This is a genomic window from Thermocrispum municipale DSM 44069 (assembly GCF_000427825.1).
GTDB lineage: Bacteria > Actinomycetota > Actinomycetes > Mycobacteriales > Pseudonocardiaceae > Thermocrispum > Thermocrispum municipale.
In genome coordinates, this window is the sequence record NZ_ATYT01000006.1 from 123,617 (window position 1) to 142,557 (window position 18,941).

An 18,941-nucleotide genomic window follows, 5' to 3' on the forward strand; every position below is an offset into this window, starting at 1 on the left:
CAGGAGCCGCCGACCGGTCGGGTCGACGGCTCCTGGGTGCTGGAGGAACTACCAGCTGCTGATGCGCCACTCGCTGGCGTAGCCGGCCATGTAGCTCGACGACGACGGCGAGTAGGCCCGGTAGTAGTACGTGTTGCCCCGCGGCGGCGCGGCCAGCTCGAACTTCCACGTGCCGTTGGCGTTGGCCCGGGTGTACTTGGCGTACTTGTAGCCGCAGCTGGCGCACCGCTTGTACTGCAGCTTGATCTGGGTGCCCTTGCCACCCGGCTTGACCGAGCCGAAGTACTTGAACTTGGTGCTGGAGATGCGCGACATCTTGCTCGGCGAGAGCTTGCGACGCACACCCACCTTGGCGTACCCGGCCGCCGGCTCGTAGTTGCCCGAGCCCGCGAAGGCCACGCCGAAGTAGTAGTTACGCGGCGGCGTCCGGTAGAAGCGGAACAGACCCGTCTTGGTGCTGGTCTTCATCGAGTCGATCCGCGTCCACGGCTTGGCCGTGCTGTTCCGCGCGAACAGCACGACCTCGACACCGGGCAGCGCCCCCTGCGAGACCTGCACCTGGCCCTCCAGCACGGCCTTCTTGCCGTAGGTGACCCAGGTGTTGCGCTTGGTCCAGACGATCTTGGTCTTGACCGCGGCCGCGTCGGCCTTCTTGGCGGTCTCCTTCTCGGTGACGACATCAGCCGTCTCGGCGGTGCTCACATCCCCCGATTCCGGCGCGGGAGCGCTGACGACCGCCTCGGTCTTGGTGGCTGGCTCGGCCGTCGCCGAGGCGACGGTGATGCCGCCGACCGTGGCCACGATCGCCGCGCTCGCGGCGATGAGCGTTCGAGTTCGACGCACAGATTTCCCCTCAAATGTCATGGTGCGAACCCCACGGGCCGGGCTCGCAGATGATCGATGCGAGGTGATCGTAAGGGGCGCGAACGAGTTTCGTGACCGTTTTGGCGAAATCTCCTGAAATGACCCGGCAACGTCGACCGTGCGGAGCTAGCCCGCTGCGCAGCGTGCTGGCTACGATCGGCCGCCTGCATCTGGTGCACAGCCAGAAGCTCACACCAGAGGGGAGCAACGATGGGTAAGCGCGCATGGATTTCCGGCTTGGCCATGGCGGCTGCCGCGGTGCTGGCCGGCACGCTCGCGGCGGCACCGGCGTCGGCCGACGAGGCCGGCTGGCGACCGCCGTTCCGCGCCAAGATCGAACGGATCAGCCCGGAGCTGGCCGAGGAGATGACGGGCGTGTCGTGGCATCCCGGCTGCCCGGTGCCCATTGAGGATCTGCGACTGATCTCGATGAACCACTACGGCTTCGACGGCCGCTCGCACGACGGCGAGCTGGTGGTGCACAAGGATGTCGCCAAGGACGTGGTGAAGGTCTTCCGGCACCTCTACTACCACAAGTTCCCGATCCGCCGGATGGAGCGCATCGAGCACTACGGCGGGGACGACGATGCGTCCATGGAGGCCGACAACAGCTCGTCGTTCAACTGCCGGGAGAAGACCGGCGGTGGCGAGTTCTCGGTTCATTCCTACGGCAAGGCGATCGACATCAACACGATCGAGAACCCGTACGTCAGCGGAGACCTGGTGCTGCCCGAGGCGGGCCGGGAGTATCTGGATCGGGACGACGTCCGGCCCGGCATGATCGTCGACGGTGACATCGTGGTGCGCGCGTTCGCGCGGGCGGGCTTCGAGTGGGGCGGCCACTGGACCTCCCCGATCGACTACCAGCACTTCGAGATTCCCGAGGAGTAGTGCCGTCGGGGCCTCCGGGCTCGCCTGAGCCCGGAGGCGCGTCGATCGGCGCCGCGCCCTGGTGGGTGTCCGTCAGCCGGCGGGCCGCGCCCAGGTGGGCGGCAGGTCAGTCGGCGGTCGGCGCCGCGCCCTGGTGGGTGTCCGTCAGTCGGCGGGCCGCGCCCAGGTGGGCGGCAGGTCAGTCGGCGGTCGGCGCCGCGCCCTGGTGGGAGCCCGTCAGTCGGCGGGCCGCGCCTGCGGAGGTGGGTCGGCCGCCGCGCGCCCAGGCCGGGGCCCCGACAGCCGGCGGGCCGTGCCCAGGCCGGGGCACGCCTCAGTCGGCAGGCTCGCCGTATCCGCCGCCACCCGGCGTTTCGATCACCAGCACGTCGCCGGGGTCGAGGTCGGCCGACCCGCACCCCGGCAGCTCCTCGACCGACCCGTCGACCCGCTCGACGTAGTTGCGACCCAGCGCCCCCGGCGCACCCCCGGCCATCCCGTACGGCGGTACCCGGCGGTGCCCGGACAGCGTGCTGACCGTGACCGGTTCGGTGAACTTCAGCTTGCGGACGACGCCGTCCCCGCCGCGCCACTGGCCCGCCCCGCCCGAGCCGCGACGGATGGCGAAGCTCTCGACAAGGACCGGCAGCCGGTGCTCGAGGACCTCGGGATCGGTCAGCCGGGAATTCGTCATGTGGGTCTGCACGGCGTCGGCGCCCGGATAGCCCGGTCCCGCGCCCGAGCCCGATGCCAGCGTCTCGTAGTACTGGTGACGCTGGTTGCCGAAGGTCACGTTGTTCATCGTCCCGGAGCCTTCGGCCTGCACCTGCAACGCGGCGTAGAGCGCGCCGGTGATCGCCTGGGACGTCTCCACGTTGCCCGCCACGACCGCGGCCGGGTACTCCGGCGAGAGCATGCTGCCCGGCGGGATGATCACCTTCAGCGGCCGCAGACATCCGTCGTTGAGCGGGATGTCGTCGGCCACCAGGGTGCGGAACACGTACAACACGGCCGCCTTCACCACGGCCGACGGTGCGTTGAAGTTGCTGGTCAGCTGCGGGCTGGTGCCGGTGAAGTCGATCTCCGCGGTGCGATTCTCCCGGTCGACACCGACCCGGACGGCGATGACCGCTCCCGAGTCGAGCTCGTAGTGGTACTCGCCGTCCTGCAAGCGGTCGATCACCCGCCGGACGGCCTCCTCGGCGTTGTCCTGCACGTGCCGCATGTACGCCTGCACCACGTCGAGCCCGAAGTGTTCGATCATGTTCCGAACCTCGGCGACCCCCTTCGCGTTCGCCGCGATCTGGGCTCGCAGGTCGGCGAGGTTGGTGTCCGGGTTCCGGCTCGGGTAGCGGGCGGAGGTGAGCAGCTCGCGGGTCGGTCGCTCCCGGAACTCCCCGTCGCGGGCCAGCAGCCAGTTGTCGAACAGCACGCCCTCGTGGTCGATGTGCGTGCTGGTTGCGGGCATCGACCCCGGGGTCAGGCCACCGATCTCGGCATGGTGCCCGCGCGAGGCGACGTAGAACAGGATGTCCCCGGGGGCGTCCGGGTCGTCGGAGGCGAACACCGGCGTGATCACCGTGACGTCCGGGAGGTGCGTGCCACCGTGGTAGGGGTCGTTCACGGCGTACACGTCACCCGGGCGCATGTCGCCGGCCCGGCGTCGGATTACTTCCTGCACGCTGGTGCCCATCGACCCGAGGTGGACCGGGATGTGTGGCGCGTTGGCGATCAGGTGTCCGTCGGGATCGAACAACGCGCACGAGAAGTCCATCCGCTCCTTGATGTTCACCGACTGTGCGGTGGACTCCAGCGCCACACCCATCTGCTCGGCGATCGACATGAACAGGTTGTTGAAGATCTCCAGCAGGACCGGATCGGCCTCGGTGGTCACCTCCGCCGTCTCGTGTGCCTGCGCGCGCTCGATGACCAGGTGCCCCTGCTCGACGCACCGCGCTCGCCAGCCGGGATCGACCACCGTGGTGCTGTTCGCCTCGGTGATGATCGCCGGGCCCTCGATGCGTTGCCCGACAGCCAGCGATTCCCGGTCGAACAACTGCGCCTCGTGCCAGCCGTCGGCGTACAGCTTGACCGACCCGATCGGCCCGCTCGGTTCCGTCCGGTCCACGGTCGGCAGGGGCGCGGGCCGAGAGCGTGCGGTGGCTTCGACCGACACCGCCTCGACGATCAGCGGCCTGCGCATGAGGAACGAGAACTGTGCTTTGTGCAGGCGCTCGAACTCCTCGGTCATCGCTGCCGCGGAGCCCAACTCCACGGCCACCGTGGTGTCCGTGCCGTCGTAGCGCAGGTGCGCGCGCCGAGCGACCTCGACGTCGGTCTCCACCCCCAGCTCTGCGACGGCTTCACTCGCCAACTCGTCGGCTACCTCGGCCGCTCGGGCCGCGCCCTCGTCGTCGACCTCGACCTCGACGGATCGTTGCCGCATCGCCGTCAGATCGGCCAGCCCGATGCCCAGCGCGGACAGCACACCGGGGAGCGGCGGGACCAACACGGTCCGGATCCCGAGGGCGTCCGCCACGGCGCAGGCGTGCTGCCCGCCGGCGCCGCCGAACGTCGTCAGGGCGTAGCCGGTGACGTCGTGCCCCTTCTGCACGGAGATCTTCTTGACCGCGTTGGCCATGTTGGCCACGGCGATCCGCCGGAATCCCTCGGCGACCTCCTCGGGTGTGCGGTCATCTCCGGTCGCCTGGCGGATCTCGGCCGCGAGCTCGGCGAATCGCTTCCGGACGATCGTCGTGTCGAGTGGTTCGTCCCCGTTCGAGCCGAACACCCGCGGGAAGTGGTCGGGCTGGATCCGGCCCAGCATCACGTTGGCGTCGGTGACGGTCAGTGGCCCGCCACGCCGGTAGCACGCCGGACCAGGGTCCGCGCCCGCCGAGTCCGGTCCGACCCGGTAGCGGCTGCCGTCGAAGTGCAGGATCGAGCCGCCGCCCGCCGCGACGGTGTGGATGTCCAGCATCGGCGCACGCAGTCGGACACCGCCGACCACGGTGGTGAACACGCGCTCGAACTCGCCGCCGTAGTGCGAGACGTCGGTCGAGGTGCCGCCCATGTCGAACCCGATGACCCGGTCGAACCCCGCGGCCTGCGACATCCGCACCATGCCCACGATGCCGCCTGCCGGGCCGGACAGGATCGCGTCCTTGCCGCGGAAGTGCCCAGCTTCGGTCAGTCCGCCGTTGGACTGCATGAACTGCAGGTCGGTGTCCGGCAGTTCGCCGGCCACCTGGTCGACGTAGCGGCGCAGGACGGGGGAGAGGTACGCATCCACCACGGCGGTGTCGCCGCGCGGGACCAGCTTGAGCAGCGGGCTGACCTCCGACGACAGCGAGACCTGGGTGAAGCCGATGCTGCGCGCCAGCTCACCGATCGCGCGCTCGTGGTCCGGGAACTGATAACTGTGCAGGCAGGCCACGGCGATCGCACGGAATCCCGCCTCGTGCGCCGCGCGCAGCTGCGGTTCCAGTGCTGCCAGGTCGGGCTCACGCAGTACCTCGCCGGTGGCGGATATCCGTTCGTCCACCTCGATGACCTGCGAGTACAACGCGCTGGGCAGCTCGATGTGCCGGTCGAAGATGCGCGGCCGGTTCTGGTACGCGATGCGCAGGGCGTCGGCGAAGCCGCGCGTGATCACCAGCACCGTCGGTTCGCCCGCGCGCTCCAGCAAGGCGTTCGTCGCGACCGTGGTGCCCATCCGCACCGCGTCGATGTCGGAGCTGTCGTGTTCACCCAGCAGTTGCCGAATGCCCGCCACGGCGGCGTCGGGATAGCGCGGATCCTGCGAGAGCAGTTTGTGTGTGCGGATGTCGCCGTCCGGTGTGCGAGCGACGATGTCGGTGAACGTCCCGCCTCGATCGACCCAGAACTGCCAGCCCATTCCTCACTCGAATCTGCTCGGATCACCAGCTCCGTAGCGGACGATCTCCGGCTCTCCGCTGGAGAAGTCGACCACCGTGGTCGGTTCGGTGCCGCACTCCCCGGAATCGATCACCACGTCCACCAGGTGGTCCAGCCGTTCCTTGATCTCCCAGCCCTGGGTCAACGGCTCCGGGGTGTCCGGCAACAGCAGCGTGCTGGACAGCATCGGCTCGCCGAGTTCCGCCAGCAGCGACTGCACCACCGGGTGCTCCGGGATCCGCACCCCGACCGTGCGCTTCTTGGCGTTCATCAACTGACGCGGCACGTCGCGAGTGGCGGGCAGGATGAACGTGTACTGACCCGGCGTGGCCGCCTTGATGGCGCGGAACACCCGGTTGTCCAGCACCACGAACTGCCCGAGCTGCGCGAAATCCCGGCACACCAGGGTGTAGTGGTGACGATGGTCGAGTTTGCGGATGTCCTTGATCCGCTCCATGCCCTTGCGGTTGCCGATGGTGCAGCCCAGCGCGTAGCAGGAATCCGTGGGATAGGCGATGAGGCCGCCGTCCCGCAGCGTCGCAACGGTCTGGGCGATCCTCCTCGGCTGCGGATTGACCGGGTGCACGTCGTAGTACCTCGCCATTCCGGCGAGCGTAGTCAACTCCACGGTGGTGAACACGCAGGCACGGCGCTGTGTCCGGTGCCCGACCGATGCTTTCCCGGCCGACGGTCACAACCGCTCGGTCAACGCGTCGGCCGCAGCCAGCAGATCGGCCGCCCACCGCACACCCGGCTTGCGACCGATGCGCTCGATCGGTCCCGACACCGATACCGCCGCGACCACGCTGCCGGACGAGTCCTTGACCGGGGCGGACACGCTCGCCACGCCCGGCTCGCGCTCCGCGACGCTCTGCGCCCAGCCGCGCCTGCGGACCTCCAGCAGCGTGCGCTCACCGAAGATCGCGTCGGCCAGGATGGTGCGCTGCGTCTGCGGATCCGCCCAGGCGGCCAGCACCTTCGCCCCGGAGCCTGCCGTCATCGGCAGGCGGGAACCGACCGGAACGGTGTCCCGCAAGCCGCTCGGCGGCTCGGCGGTGGCGATACAGACGCGCTGCATGCCGTCGCGCCGGTACAACTGAACGCTTTCCCCAGTGATGTCGCGCAGTTTCGGCAGCACCGAGTTCGCCGCGTCCAGCAGCGGGTCGGTCGACCCGCCTGCGAGCTCGGCCAACGCGGTGCCCGGTCGCCACCGGCCGTCCGGTCCACGGCGCAGCAGCCGGTGTGTCTCCAGTCCCACGGCCAACCGGTGCGCGGTAGCGCGCGGAAGACCGGTACGCGTGCAGAGTTCGGCAAGGCCGCACGGCTCGGTGGCCACGGCCTGCAGCACGGCGACCGCCTTGTCGAGGACGCCGATGCCGGACGTCGGCGCAGTCGAGGTATCCTGTCCCACAGCGCGATACTAGCGTCCCGAATATTGGGAAGTCCAGATACTGGGAATGGGTCCGGCCATGGGAAAGACACTCGCGGAGAAGGTCTGGGATGCGCACGTGGTGCGCCGCGGCGAAGGCGCCGAACCGGATCTTCTCTACATCGATCTCCACCTGGTCCACGAGGTGACCAGCCCGCAGGCGTTCGACGGGTTGCGGCTGGCCGGCCGCAAGGTGCGGCGGCCCGACCTGACCATCGCCACCGAGGACCACAACGTGCCGACGACCGGCATCGACTTGCCGATCGCCGACCCGGTGTCGAGGACTCAGGTGGAGACGCTGCGGAAGAACTGCCAGGAGTTCGGCATCCGGCTGCACCCGATGGGTGACGACGAGCAGGGCATCGTGCACGTGATCGGCCCGCAGCTCGGTCTCACCCAGCCCGGCATGACCGTGGTCTGCGGTGACTCACACACCTCGACGCACGGCGCGTTCGGTGCGATGGCCTTCGGTATCGGGACGTCCGAGGTCGAGCACGTGCTGGCCACACAGACACTGCCGCTGCGTCCGTTCAAGACGATGGCCATCAACGTCAGCGGCAAGCTGCGCCCCGGCGTGACGGCCAAGGACATCATCCTGGCGGTGATCGCCAAGATCGGCACCGGTGGCGGCCAGGGCTACGTGCTGGAGTACCGCGGCGAGGCCATCGAAGCGCTGTCGATGGAAGCGCGGATGACCATCTGCAACATGTCCATCGAGGCCGGCGCGCGGGCGGGCATGATCGCCCCGGACGCGACGACGTTCGAGTACCTCAAGGGCCGCCCGCACGCTCCGCAGGGCGCCGACTGGGACAAGGCGCTGGAGGACTGGCGCCAGCTGCGCACCGACGACGACGCGGTGTTCGACGCCGAGGTCGAGCTGAACGCCGACGAGCTGACGCCGTTCGTCACATGGGGCACCAACCCGGGCCAGGGCCTGCCGCTGAGCGAGCGGGTGCCGAACCCGGCCGACTTCGCCGACGAGACCGAGCGGCTGGCCGCCGAGAAGGCGCTGGCCTACATGGACCTCGAGCCGGGCACCCCACTGCGGGACATCAAGGTGGACACGGTGTTCCTCGGCTCGTGCACCAACGGCCGGATCGAGGACCTGCGGGCGGCCGCCGACGTGCTGGCCGGACACAAGGTCGCCGACGGCGTGCGGATGCTGGTGGTGCCCGGGTCGATGCGGGTGCGCAAGGCCGCCGAGGAGGAGGGCCTGGACAAGGTCTTCACCGAGGCGGGCGCCGAGTGGCGCGCGGCGGGTTGCTCGATGTGCCTGGGCATGAACCCCGACCAGCTCAAGCCGGGGGAGCGCAGCGCGTCGACCTCGAACCGCAACTTCGAAGGCAGGCAGGGCAAGGGCGGCCGCACCCATCTGGTGTCGCCGCTGGTCGCCGCGGCAACCGCGGTGCGCGGCACGCTGTCGTCGCCGGAAGATCTGTGACGCACGGGAGGCAGGCATGGAACCGTTCAGCAAGCACACCGGGGTCGGCGTCCCGCTGCGTCGGTCGAATGTGGACACCGACCAGATCATCCCCGCGGTCTACCTGAAGCGCGTCACCCGCACCGGCTTCGAGGACGGGTTGTTCGCGGCATGGCGTGGCGACGAGTCGTTCGTGCTCAACCAGGAACCGTTCCGCAACGGTTCGGTGTTGGTGGCCGGGCCGGACTTCGGCACCGGCTCGTCGCGTGAGCACGCGGTGTGGGCCCTGATGGACTACGGCTTCCGCGTGGTGATCTCGTCGCGGTTCGCCGACATCTTCCGCGGCAACGCGGGCAAGCAGGGCCTGGTCACCGCGCAGTGCACGCAGGCGGACGTCGAGCAGCTGTGGAAGTTGCTGGAGAACGAGCCGGGCGCCGAGGTCACGGTCGATCTGAGCGAGAAGACCGTGCAGTGCAAGGACTTCGTCACCACGTTCGACATTGACGACTACACCCGCTGGCGCCTGCTGGAAGGTCTGGACGACATCGCCCTGACGCTGCGCCACGAAGACGCCATCAGCGCGTTCGAGGCGACCCGGCCGTCGTACAAGCCGGTCACCATCGCGCGCTGACTAGTCGCCGTTCGGTGGCGGCGGCAGGTAATGCGCCGCCACCAAACGCGGCACGTCACCGCGGCGGAACGTCAGCACCCACGTCGAGCCCTTCTTCGCCGGGATCTCGGCGAAGTCCACGCCGTCTTGCGCGCAGACTTCGGCCACAAGTCCTGGGATCACCCCGCCCTGGCTGCACACCACCGGTGTGTTGCTCGCGGCCGCGATCGCTCTCAGCCGGGCCAGGCCTTCCTGTGGAGCGTCGCGATAACGGTCCTCGGCAAGAGCCGGTTCGTACTCGATCTCCACGTCGGAGTCGGCCGCCACGCCGCGGACGGTCTGCACACAGCGCAGCCGGGGCGCCGAACAGACCCTGTCGGGCTTGAACAACGCCAGTTGCCTGGTCAGGAACTTCGCCTGGCGCTCACCGTTGGCCGTCAGCGGCCGCAGGTCGTCGTCGCCGTTCCACCCTTCCCGGCTGCCTGCCTTCGCGTGCCGGACCAGCAGCAGCGTCGTCACGTTGTCGCCGAGGCCGAGGAACGTCTCCAGCACTCCGCGGTCGGCGTCGTAGGACAGCAGCTTGCGTGCCTTCTTCGGCGTGCACCAGCGGAGTTCGTCGACCTCCTCGTTGGGGACGAACTCGCCTGCCACGGCGCGCGCGGCGTAGTAGTAGACGATCTTGCGCTGCTTGGTGACCGGATACTCGACCTGGGTCAGAAACGGCCCGAGGGTGCATACGCTGCCGGTCTCCTCGGTGACCTCGCGCGCCGCGGCGAGCGGGATCGTCTCGCCCTCGTCCAGCTTCCCCTTCGGCAGCGACCAGTCGTCGTAGCGTGGCCGGTGTACCAGCGCGACCTCGAACCCGTCCTCGCCGCGCGGCCGCCACAGCACCGCGCCCGCTGCCAGAACCGCCGATCCGGTGTGGGGCAGAACCACGTGCGCCATCGCTCAGCCGCCCCGGTGCACCGCAAGTAGTTCGAACTGGTGGTCGCGCACTTCGCTGCCCTCGGCCGGTGACGGCGTCCATTCCCCGTCCGGGCCGAGCACCCAGCACCTGGTCGACGGGTGCAGCGCGGACTCCAGCACGTCGTCCAGCTGCGCGGTCAACCGTGCGTCGTGCACCTTGACCAGTACCTCGATGCGCCGGTCCAGGTTGCGGTGCATCATGTCGGCGCTGCCGATCCAGTACTCGTCGGCGCCGATGAAGTTGATGATCCGCGAGTGCTCGAGGAACCGGCCGAGGATCGAACGCACCCGGATGTTGTCGCTCAGGCCGGGAACCCCCGGCTTGAGCGCGCAGATCCCGCGCACCACGATGTCCACCGGCACACCGGCCTGCGACGCCCGGTACAGCGCGTCGACGATCTGCTCGTCGACCAGTGCGTTCAGTTTGAGCCGGATGCCCGCCTGCTTGCCCTGCCCGGCCAGCTCGATCTCGCGCGCGATCCGGTCGAGGATGCCGCGCCGGATGCCGTGCGGCGCGGTGAGGATGGTGCGGTAGCTGACCTGCCGGGAGTAGCCGGTCAGCACGTTGAACAGGTCGGTCAGGTCCGCGCCGACGTCGTCGTCCGCGGTGAGCAAGCCGATGTCCTCGTACACCCGCGCCGTCTTCGGGTTGTAGTTGCCGGTGCCGATGTGGCAGTAGCGGCGGATGCGGTTGCCCTCCTGCCGCACCACCATCGCGATCTTGCAGTGGGTCTTCAGGCCCACCAGCCCGTAGACCACGTGCACGCCCGCGCGCTCCAGCGTGCGAGCCCACGCGATGTTGGCCTGCTCGTCGAACCGTGCCTTGATCTCCACCAGCGCGACGACCTGCTTGCCTTCCTCGGCCGCGTCGATCAGCGCGTTGACGATCGGCGAGTCACCCGACGTGCGGTACAGCGTCTGCTTGATCGCCAGCACCTTCGGGTCGGTGGCCGCTTGCTCGATGAACCGCTGCACGCTGGTGGAGAACGAGTCGTACGGGTGGTGCACCAGCACGTCGCCCTCGCGCAACGTGGAGAACACGCTGCGCGGCGTCTCCCGCTCGGCGAACGCCGGATGGGTGGCAGGCACGAACGGCGCGTACTTCAGGTCCGGCCGGTCCAGGTCGGCGAGTTGGAACAGGCACGTCATGTCGATCAGCCCGGGCACCGACACCACGTCGTGCGGGTCGACCTCCAGCTCGCGCAGCAGCAGCTCGAGCATGTGCTCGCTCATGTCCTGCTCGATCTCCAGCCGCACCGGAGGGCCGAACCGCCGCTGCGCCAGTTCCCGCTCCAGTGCCTGCAGCAGGTCCTCGTCGCGGTCTTCCTCCACCTCGAAGTCGGCGTTGCGGGTGACCCGGAAGACGTGGTGCTCGATCACCTTCATGCCGGTGAACAAGTCGTCCAGGTGAGCCGCGATGAGCTCCTCGAGGGGCAGGAAGGTGGCCTCCGGGCCGTTGTTCGGATCCAGCCGGATCAGCCGCGAGACGTTGTTCGGGATCTTGACGCGGGCGAACCGTTCGGTGCCGCTGTCCGGGTCCGCGACCGTGACGGCGAGGTTCAGCGACAGACCCGAGATGTACGGAAACGGGTGCGCCGGGTCCACGGCCAACGGCGTGAGCAGCGGGAAGATGTTGTCACTGAAGTAGCGCGACAGGCGGGCGCGGTCCTCGGCGGTGAGATCCACCCACCGCACGAACCGGATCCCCGCCTCGTCCAGCGCGGGCCGTACCTGATCACTGAACACCGCCGTCTGGCGCGCGACCAGGTCCTGGTTCCGCTTGGCGATGTAGGCGAGCTGTTCGCGGGGCGACAAGCCGTCCGCACTGCGCACGCTCAGCCCGGTCTCGTCGCGCCGCTTCAACCCGGCCACCCGCACCATGTAGAACTCGTCCAGGTTGGTGGCGAAGATGGCCAGGAACTTCGCGCGTTCCAGCAGCGGCTGCGAGGAGTCCTCGGCGAACGCCAGCACCCGGGCGTTGAAATCCAGCCAGGACATCTCCCGGTTCAGATAGCGATCGTCCGGTAGCTCGGTCGCGCGCTGCGCCGGGGTGGCCGCAGGTGGGGCAGCGGGGCCGGAGGCGGGCGCGCGGCCCTGCTCACCGGCCGGAGCTCGCGTCACATCACTCACACCGACATTGTTCCCCAATGCGGCACGGGGCGGGGCCGGCGCGAGATGAACGAGGTGTTCATCGCACCACGCTCGGCCGGCCGGTAGAGATCGGGCACGCCCGGCCGCGAGTGCCGGCGTGGCGACTTTCCGGGGCGCCGGCGGAGATCAGCAAGCCCAGGCGCGGGCCTTCAGCGCAGCCAGGGTGTGTTCACCGACCCCCAGCGTCTGTACGTGGGCCAGGTCCTCGGGCGTGTCGACGTCCGCGCGCAGAGTCGGCACGGGCAGGTCGATCGGCATCGCACCGGAGGCTGCGTGAGCCTGGGCCGAACGCGGCCCGAAGTGGGGCTCGAGCTCCTCGCCAGGCGCGGACAACAGCAGCGTGGTCCCGGTCCCTGCTCGATCGGCACAGAAGGCCCGCCGCGACTCACCGGCCGCGATGGCCGCGGCGAGTTCGTCGGCGCGCAGGGCAGGAAGGTCCGCCTGCAGGGCGCCGATGACGCAGTCCGGATCGTCGGCGCGCAGCTGCTCGGCGACGTGGCGCAAGCCCGTGTTCAACCCTGGCTGCCCGCCGTCCGAGACGATCTCGGCGCCGAGCGTGCGCACCGCGGACAGTTCGTCCGGCTCCGCGGCGGCGACCAGCACCCGGGAGACCGCGGGCGTGGACAACGCGGCCGCGACCGTGTCCATCGCCATGGCCAGCGCCAGCGCGGACCGCACCGTGCCCACGTCGGCCCGCTCGGCGAGCCGGGATTTCGCCACGGTCAGCCGCTTCAGCGGGACCAGGAGGTTCACAGCCACTGCCACGCAGCTATCTTCGCTGATAGCGTCGGCAACCGAGTCGCGAGGAGGGCCTTGCAGGTGGTAGAGCGGGAGAAGGGCGGCCCGTGGGTGGCCGCGCTGGCGACGGCTTTCTATCCACTGACGCACCTGGCCAGGCACGAGGCGCAGCACGCCGAGCGCATCCCGCGCAGCGGCGGAGCGATCATCGCGATGAACCACATCTCACACGCCGACCCGGTCTTCGATGCGGTGTTCATCCACCGGCAGGGCCGGGTGCCGCGGTTCTTGGCCAAGGCCAGCGTGATGGACGCGCCGATCTTCGGCCGGATGGCGCGCGGCGCCGGGTCGATCCCCGTCTACCGCGGGACGGAGAAGGCGAGCGATGCGCTGCGGGACGCCCATCAGGCGCTGCGCGAGGGCAAGGTGATCGTCATCTATCCGGAAGGCACCATCACCAAGGACCCGCAGGGCTGGCCGAAGAACTCCTATCCGGGTGTGGCCAAACTGGCGCTCGCCAACGACGTGCCGGTCATCCCGATCGCGCGGTGGGGCACCAGGGACATGCTCGACCTGTACCACCGCAAGGTGCGGTTGTTCCCCCGCAAGACGGTGCGCTACCTGGTCGGCGAGCCGGTCGATCTGTCCGCGTTCCGGGGGCAGGAGCCCTCGCCGGAGCTGCACCGCAAGGTGACCGACATGGTGATGGCGGAGGTCACCAGGCTGCTCGGCGAACTGCGCGGTGAACAACCGCCGCCGACGGCGGGCAAGGACACCGAGGCGGACGGCAAGGGCGCCGATGGCTGAGCCGGTTCCGCAGCGCATCGCCGTCCTCGGCGCGGGTTCGTGGGGCACGACGTTCGCCAAGGTGCTCGCCGACGCGGGCCGCGACGTGGTGTTGTGGGCTCGGCGGCGGGAGGTGGCCGAGGAGATCAACGAGCGCCACACGAACTCGGCGTATCTGGAGAATCTGCGGCTGCCCGAACGGCTGGCGGCGACCGCGGACGCCGAGGAGGCGCTGGCCGGCGCGCAGGCCGTGGTGCTCGCGGTACCGAGCCAGTCGTTGCGCGAGAACCTGATGCGCTGGCGCGACCTGATCCCCGAAGGTGTCCCGCTGGTCAGCCTGGCCAAAGGCGTCGAGCTCGGCACGCTCAAGCGGATGAGCGAGGTCATCGTCGACGTCACCGGCGTCCCGCAGCAGCAGGTCGTGGTGGTGTCGGGTCCGAACCTCGCGGTCCCCATCGCCCAAGGGGAGCCCGCCGCGACCGTGGTGGCGTGCACCGACCACGACCGCGCGGTGGCGATCCAGAAGGCGTGCATGGGTGGCACGTTCCGGGTGTACACCAACGTCGACGTGGTGGGGTGCGAACTGGGCGGCGCGGGCAAGAACGTCATCGCGCTCGCCTGCGGGCTGGCGGCTGGCCTCGGTTACGGCGCCAACACCATGGCCACGTTGATCACCAGGGGCTTGGCCGAGATCGCGCGGCTGGGCGTCAAGCTCGGCGCCGATCCGCTGACGTTCGCGGGCCTGGCCGGGGTCGGAGACCTGGTCGCCACCTGCACCTCACCGTTGTCGCGCAATCGGACGTTCGGTGAGCGGCTGGCCAAGGGTGAGACGCTCGAGGAGGCACAGGCGCACGCGGGCGGTCAGGTGGCCGAGGGGGTCAAGTCGTGTTCGTCCATCTTGGCGCTGGCCAGGCAACACGGCGTGGACATGCCGCTGACCGAGGGCGTGCACCAGGTGTGCCACGACGGCAAGGATCCGGTGGAACTGGCCTCCGAGCTGTTGGGGCGGGCGCGCAAGTCGGAGTGGGGCTGACCGCCGAGCGGCAGGCACGTCGGCGTCGGACCGACCGCCGAGCGGCAGGCACGCCGGCGTCGGACCGACCGCGGGTGAGATCGACCGAGCTGGACCGGGTCCCGAGCCCCGGATGCATCGGGTGTGGCGAGTCGGGCGAACCGGCTGGGCCTGTCGCCGGAGTCGGCTGTGGGACCGAAGTCAACACTTCCGAGGGCTTCGGGCCCCGCATGGTGAGACCCGGTTGACCGGCACCCGGGCCGCTGATTGTGTGTGCGGCATGAACCAGCGCCGGAGTCTGCCACGTCGGTCGACGTGCGCCGCGCTGTGTTGTCGCTGTCGGTAGACCCAGCCCAGGTCCGACCCGCAGCCCGAGTGAGGAATCAGGATGTTCGCCGTCCCGGTCAATACCGTTGCCGCTGAGGAAAAGCCCGCCCTGCGCCACCCGGCCCGAGTGGCCGTCGCGTACGCCGCGTCCCGCGACCGCTGGCGTCACCTGCTGCGTTACGACGCCGACGAGCGCTACGCGGTCCTGGTGGACCGCACCGACACCGACGAGATCTGGCTGATGAGCTGGCTGCCGGGGCAAGGGGAACAGCGGCACGACCACGGCGACACCAGCGGTGCGTTCACGGTGGTGCACGGCGAGCTGACCGAGGTGGTCCTGCGGCCGAACGCGGTGCAGGACGCCGGGCCCGAGGTCAACGTGCTGCAAGCGGGCCAGACCCGCGCGTTCGGGCCCGGCTACGCCCACCAGGTCAGCAACCGCAGCGCCGACCCGGCGGTGAGCCTGCACGTCTACCGCTACGGCGGCAGGACGGTCCGGCCCTACGTGGCGCGTGCCGAGGCGTCCAGCCGCGGGTCGGTGGGGTAGCGCCGGTCGGCCACGTGCTGCGGAACGGGCAGGTCCGTCTTCAAATCCGGTGACGGGATCGGGTCGCCGTACGTGGTGACCAGTGGCAGGACGCCCGCCCAGACGGTGTTGGCCTCGATGTCTTCCTGGTCGTCACCCGGATAGGTGGCTCTGATCTTGACGGACGCTTCGGTCAACGGCAGCGCCAGCACGCTGACCGCGGCCAATTCCTTCTTGTCGGGCTCCCGCGCGTAGTCCCAGGAGCCCGGGGACAGGTGCTCGGTGATGACCCGTAGACCGTGCAGTTTGGCTTCCGGCTCGGTGACGGCCGTGGCGGTCCCGTGAATGACGGCCGAGCGGTAGTTCATCGAGTGGTGGTACAGGCTGCGCGCGTAGACGATCCCGTCGAGATGGGTCACCGTGACGCACGCGTCGACGCCGTCGCTGGCCGCCCGCAAGCTGCGCGCTCCGGTCGAGCCGTGCAGGTACAGCAGGTCGCCTTCCCGGCCGTAGCTGGTCGGCAGCACGACGGGCGAGGAATCCAGCACGATGCCGAGATGGCAGATCAGGCCGGCGTCGAGCACTTCGTACAGTGCGGCGCGGTCGGTCACCGTGCGGTGTTTCGTGCGGTTCGGGGTGCTCCGGGGGGTCGATGACAACGGTGGTGCGGACATGTCTTCGAGCCTGACCGAGGCAGTGGCCTCGTGAAATGTCCAATATGCAAGAATTCCTGATGTCCACTTCTGGGAGAGTGTGATGACGGAATCCGCATTGGGCAGTCGGGGCGAGACCACCCTGCCGGTGACGCTGGATCGGGAATCGAAGACGCCGCTGGCTGTCCAGCTCGCGGACGCGTTGCGGACCGCGGCGTCGTCGGGCCACCTGCGCGGCGGCGACCGGCTCCCGTCGACCAGGGCTCTCGCCAGTCGCCTCGGCGTGAGCCGCACGGTGACGGCGGCCGCGTACGAGCAGCTGCACGCCGAGGGGTGGATCGTCGGCCGCCACGGTTCGGGCACCTACGTCACCACGACGCCGCCGTCCGGGCAGCCGCAGCACACGAACGTCGAACCGGACGCCGAGGCCGACTCCGGTCTGCTCGAGTTGGTTCCCGGCATGCCGTGGGCGGAGGGGATCGAACGATCGGCGTGGCGCCGCGCGTGGCGAGCGGCCTCCGACGAGCCCCCGTCGCAGCACACCGATCGCGCCGGCCTGACCGACTACCGAGCGGCCATCAGCGAACTTCTGCTGCGCCACCGTGGGCTCAACGCCGCACCGTCGGCGGTCCTGGCCACGGCGGGCACCACCGCTGCGGTCGCCGAGCTTGCCTTCGGTGTGCTGCAACCCGGGGACACCGTCGCGGTCGAAGAGCCCGGCTATCAGCGGGCCGTGCAAGCATTGCGGTCGGCCGGGGTGCGGGTGGTCCCGCTCGGCGTGGACTCCGACGGGGTGCGGGTCGACGAGATCGGCGATGTCGCGGCGGTCTACTGCTCTCCGGCGCACCAGTACCCGCTGGGCACGCGGATGAGCGCGGCCCGCCGGGTCGCACTGGTGGAACGCGCCAGGTCAGACGGGTTCCTGATCATCGAGGACGACTACGACGGCGAGCTGCGCTTCGACGTGGCCCCGCTACCTGTACTGGCGGCGCTGGCGCCGGACGTCGTCGTGCACCTCGGCACCACCAGCAAGATCCTCACCCCCACGCTCGGCGTCGGCTGGATGGTTGCACCTCCGCGGGTGGCCGAAGCCGTCCTGGCCTACCGGGACCGCACCGGAACCCGGCCGTCTCCCGCGGGCCAGCGCGTCTTCACCGCCTTCGCGCGCAACGGCGACCTGGGCAGGCACCTCCGCCGGGTCCGGCGCGAGCTGTCGGAACGGCGGCAATGGCTGACCGAGGCGCTGACCGAAGCGGGCATCCCGGTGCTCGGCGACGACGCGGGCGCCCACCTGGTGGTGCCGCTCGCGTCCCCCGCGCAGGAGAAGGAACTGCTGGCCGCTGCGGCCGGACACGGGATCCTGCTGGACGGTCTTGCGCGGCACTTCGCCGCCGAACCGACCGCGTTCGGCGTGGCCATCGGCTACGCCGGATGTTCGCGGGCGGAGCTGCACGCAGCGATCCCGACGTTGATCGAGGTCTTTCGAAGGCCGAGTGGCACGTCCGATTCCGGGTGACGCGCGGTAGGGTCACCGACTATGGCACAACCACCCAGCCGGGCGCTTGACCGATCGGGCCGCCGCAAGATCCGCGTGGCCGTGATCTTCGGCGGGCGCAGCACCGAGCACACCATCTCCTGTGTGTCCGCGGGCAGCATCCTCGGCCACCTGGACACCGACCGGTTCGAGATCGTGCCGATCGGGATCACGCCGGAAGGCGGCTGGCTGCTCCCGTCCACCGACGCCGAGGCGCTGCGCATCCGGGGCCGGGAACTGCCCCAGGTCACCAGCGGCAGTGGCACCGACGTCATCCTGGCCGGCGACGCCACGCGGCGGGATCTGGTCAAGCTGGACGGGAACGAGACCGAAGCCCTGGCGGGGGTGGACGTGGTGTTCCCGGTGCTGCACGGCGCGTTCGGTGAGGACGGCACCATCCAGGGCTTGCTGGAAATGGCCGACATCCCCTACGTCGGCTCCGGAGTGCTGGCCAGCGCGGCGTCCATGGACAAGGTGTTCGCCAAGAAGCTGCTGGCCGCGGAAGGCCTGCCGATCGGGGAGTACGCCGTGGTGCCACGCGGCGCGACCACCCTGCCGGAGGCCGACCGGCAGCGTCTCGGGTTGCCGGTGTTCGTCAAGCCGGCGCGCGCCGGCTCGTCGGTGGGCATCAGCCGGGTGACCGACTGGGGCCAGCTGGACGATGCGATCGCGCTGGCCCGGCAGACCGACCCGAAGGTGCTGGTCGAAGCCGCCATCGTCGGCCGTGAGGTGGAGTGTGGCGTGCTGCAGTTCCCGGACGGCCGCATCGAGGCGTCGCTCCCCGCCGAGATCCGCGTCCTCGCCGAGGACGACGACGCCTGGTACGACTTCGAGACCAAGTACCTGGGCGAGGCCGCCGAGCTGGACATCCCGGCCAAGCTGGACGACCACGTCATCGAACGCCTGCGGGCCATGGCGGTGCGCGCGTTCCAGGCGCTGGACTGCGCCGGCCTGGCACGGGTGGACTTCTTCGTCAGCTCCGACGGCACGCTGACGATCAACGAGCTGAACACGATGCCCGGGTTCACCACCACGTCGGCCTACCCGAAGATGTGGGAGGTCACCGGCATCGACTACACCACGCTGCTCACCACGCTGATCGAAACAGCGTTGGCGCACGGCACCGGGCTGCGCTGA

16 protein-coding genes are annotated in these 18,941 nt (G+C 69.7%); 8 read left to right on the top strand and 8 right to left on the bottom strand.

Going from position 1 to position 18,941, the window contains the following annotated elements; genetic code table 11:
• Positions 1-48: 48 nt before the first annotated feature.
• Positions 49-843 (bottom strand): hypothetical protein, encoded by a 795-nt coding sequence (locus YWM_RS0107515; protein WP_156914691.1) that lies wholly within the window; start codon positions 841-843, stop codon positions 49-51.
• Between the two features lie 231 nt (positions 844-1,074).
• Here YWM_RS0107515 and YWM_RS0107520 point away from each other — a divergent pair, with 231 nt between their 5' ends.
• On the top strand, positions 1,075-1,755 hold the full coding sequence (locus YWM_RS0107520) for a M15 family metallopeptidase (RefSeq protein ID WP_169720969.1): 681 nt from the start codon (positions 1,075-1,077) through the stop codon (positions 1,753-1,755).
• 313 nt (positions 1,756-2,068) lie between these two features.
• Here the strand turns inward: YWM_RS0107520 and YWM_RS0107525 are convergent, their stop codons facing one another.
• The 3 genes from YWM_RS0107525 to YWM_RS0107535 all read right to left on the bottom strand — a co-directional run bounded on the left by YWM_RS0107525 (position 2,069) and on the right by YWM_RS0107535 (position 7,063).
• Positions 2,069-5,632, bottom strand: a complete 3,564-nt coding sequence (locus YWM_RS0107525) for a hydantoinase B/oxoprolinase family protein (RefSeq protein WP_028850208.1) — start codon at positions 5,630-5,632, stop codon at positions 2,069-2,071.
• A gap of 3 nt (positions 5,633-5,635) precedes the next feature.
• A complete protein-coding gene (locus tag YWM_RS0107530; protein WP_028850209.1) occupies positions 5,636-6,256 on the bottom strand; it encodes an L-threonylcarbamoyladenylate synthase in 621 nt (206 codons plus the stop codon).
• Between the two features lie 87 nt (positions 6,257-6,343).
• Entirely contained in the window at positions 6,344-7,063 is a 720-nt protein-coding gene (locus YWM_RS0107535; RefSeq protein ID WP_052344654.1) for an IclR family transcriptional regulator, read from the bottom strand.
• 58 nt (positions 7,064-7,121) lie between these two features.
• On the opposite strand from YWM_RS0107535, the gene leuC reads away from it, so the two are divergent.
• Both leuC and leuD read left to right on the top strand, forming a co-directional pair.
• Positions 7,122-8,522 (top strand): 3-isopropylmalate dehydratase large subunit, encoded by a 1,401-nt coding sequence (leuC, locus tag YWM_RS0107540; protein ID WP_156914692.1) that lies wholly within the window; start codon positions 7,122-7,124, stop codon positions 8,520-8,522.
• A gap of 16 nt (positions 8,523-8,538) precedes the next feature.
• Positions 8,539-9,132, top strand: coding sequence for a 3-isopropylmalate dehydratase small subunit (gene leuD / locus YWM_RS0107545; protein WP_028850212.1), 594 nt, complete (start codon positions 8,539-8,541; stop codon positions 9,130-9,132).
• On the opposite strand, the gene YWM_RS0107550 is transcribed toward leuD, so the two are convergent.
• The 3 genes from YWM_RS0107550 to cofC form a co-directional block, all read right to left on the bottom strand.
• Positions 9,133-10,047 carry an NUDIX hydrolase gene (locus YWM_RS0107550; RefSeq protein ID WP_245565957.1) on the bottom strand — a complete coding sequence of 305 codons (915 nt, stop codon included), beginning with the start codon at positions 10,045-10,047 and terminating at the stop codon, positions 9,133-9,135.
• 12 nt (positions 10,048-10,059) lie between these two features.
• Positions 10,060-12,207, bottom strand: a complete 2,148-nt coding sequence (locus YWM_RS22595; protein ID WP_052344656.1) for an RNA degradosome polyphosphate kinase — start codon at positions 12,205-12,207, stop codon at positions 10,060-10,062.
• 147 nt (positions 12,208-12,354) lie between these two features.
• The gene (gene cofC / locus YWM_RS26585; RefSeq protein WP_342664934.1) at positions 12,355-12,993 is read right to left on the bottom strand and encodes a 2-phospho-L-lactate guanylyltransferase; all 639 of its coding nucleotides are present in this window, start codon (positions 12,991-12,993) and stop codon (positions 12,355-12,357) included.
• A gap of 54 nt (positions 12,994-13,047) precedes the next feature.
• On the opposite strand from cofC, the gene YWM_RS0107565 reads away from it, so the two are divergent.
• The 3 genes from YWM_RS0107565 to YWM_RS0107575 all read left to right on the top strand — a co-directional run bounded on the left by YWM_RS0107565 (position 13,048) and on the right by YWM_RS0107575 (position 15,638).
• The gene (locus YWM_RS0107565) at positions 13,048-13,773 is read left to right on the top strand and encodes a lysophospholipid acyltransferase family protein (RefSeq protein ID WP_028850215.1); all 726 of its coding nucleotides are present in this window, start codon (positions 13,048-13,050) and stop codon (positions 13,771-13,773) included.
• The gene (locus tag YWM_RS0107570) at positions 13,766-14,785 is read left to right on the top strand and encodes an NAD(P)H-dependent glycerol-3-phosphate dehydrogenase (protein WP_028850216.1); all 1,020 of its coding nucleotides are present in this window, start codon (positions 13,766-13,768) and stop codon (positions 14,783-14,785) included. The genes YWM_RS0107565 and YWM_RS0107570 overlap by 8 nt, the downstream gene beginning before the upstream one ends.
• A gap of 367 nt (positions 14,786-15,152) precedes the next feature.
• Positions 15,153-15,638, top strand: a complete 486-nt coding sequence (locus YWM_RS0107575; protein WP_028850217.1) for a cysteine dioxygenase — start codon at positions 15,153-15,155, stop codon at positions 15,636-15,638.
• On the opposite strand, the gene YWM_RS22600 is transcribed toward YWM_RS0107575, so the two are convergent.
• Positions 15,593-16,291, bottom strand: coding sequence for a pyridoxamine 5'-phosphate oxidase family protein (locus tag YWM_RS22600; protein WP_052344657.1), 699 nt, complete (start codon positions 16,289-16,291; stop codon positions 15,593-15,595). The two genes, YWM_RS0107575 and YWM_RS22600, sit on opposite strands and share 46 nt — an antisense overlap.
• An 82-nt stretch (positions 16,292-16,373) precedes the next feature.
• On the opposite strand from YWM_RS22600, the gene pdxR reads away from it, so the two are divergent.
• Together pdxR and YWM_RS0107590 are read left to right on the top strand one after the other, a co-directional pair.
• On the top strand, positions 16,374-17,786 hold the full coding sequence (gene pdxR / locus YWM_RS0107585) for a MocR-like pyridoxine biosynthesis transcription factor PdxR (protein ID WP_028850218.1): 1,413 nt from the start codon (positions 16,374-16,376) through the stop codon (positions 17,784-17,786).
• Between the two features lie 21 nt (positions 17,787-17,807).
• Positions 17,808-18,941, top strand: coding sequence for a D-alanine--D-alanine ligase family protein (locus tag YWM_RS0107590; protein ID WP_052344658.1), 1,134 nt, complete (start codon positions 17,808-17,810; stop codon positions 18,939-18,941).

Coding starts and splice junctions, on each gene's coding strand:
- pdxR (WP_028850218.1), top strand. CDS start 16,374: ATGACGGAATCCGCATTGGGCAGTCGGGGCGAGACCACCCTGCCGGTG.
- YWM_RS0107570 (WP_028850216.1), top strand. CDS start 13,766: ATGGCTGAGCCGGTTCCGCAGCGCATCGCCGTCCTCGGCGCGGGTTCG.
- YWM_RS0107575 (WP_028850217.1), top strand. CDS start 15,153: ATGTTCGCCGTCCCGGTCAATACCGTTGCCGCTGAGGAAAAGCCCGCC.
- leuC (WP_156914692.1), top strand. CDS start 7,122: ATGGGAAAGACACTCGCGGAGAAGGTCTGGGATGCGCACGTGGTGCGC.
- YWM_RS22600 (WP_052344657.1), bottom strand. CDS start 16,291: ATGTCCGCACCACCGTTGTCATCGACCCCCCGGAGCACCCCGAACCGC.
- YWM_RS0107590 (WP_052344658.1), top strand. CDS start 17,808: ATGGCACAACCACCCAGCCGGGCGCTTGACCGATCGGGCCGCCGCAAG.
- YWM_RS0107530 (WP_028850209.1), bottom strand. CDS start 6,256: ATGGCGAGGTACTACGACGTGCACCCGGTCAATCCGCAGCCGAGGAGG.
- YWM_RS0107525 (WP_028850208.1), bottom strand. CDS start 5,632: ATGGGCTGGCAGTTCTGGGTCGATCGAGGCGGGACGTTCACCGACATC.
- YWM_RS0107520 (WP_169720969.1), top strand. CDS start 1,075: ATGGGTAAGCGCGCATGGATTTCCGGCTTGGCCATGGCGGCTGCCGCG.
- leuD (WP_028850212.1), top strand. CDS start 8,539: ATGGAACCGTTCAGCAAGCACACCGGGGTCGGCGTCCCGCTGCGTCGG.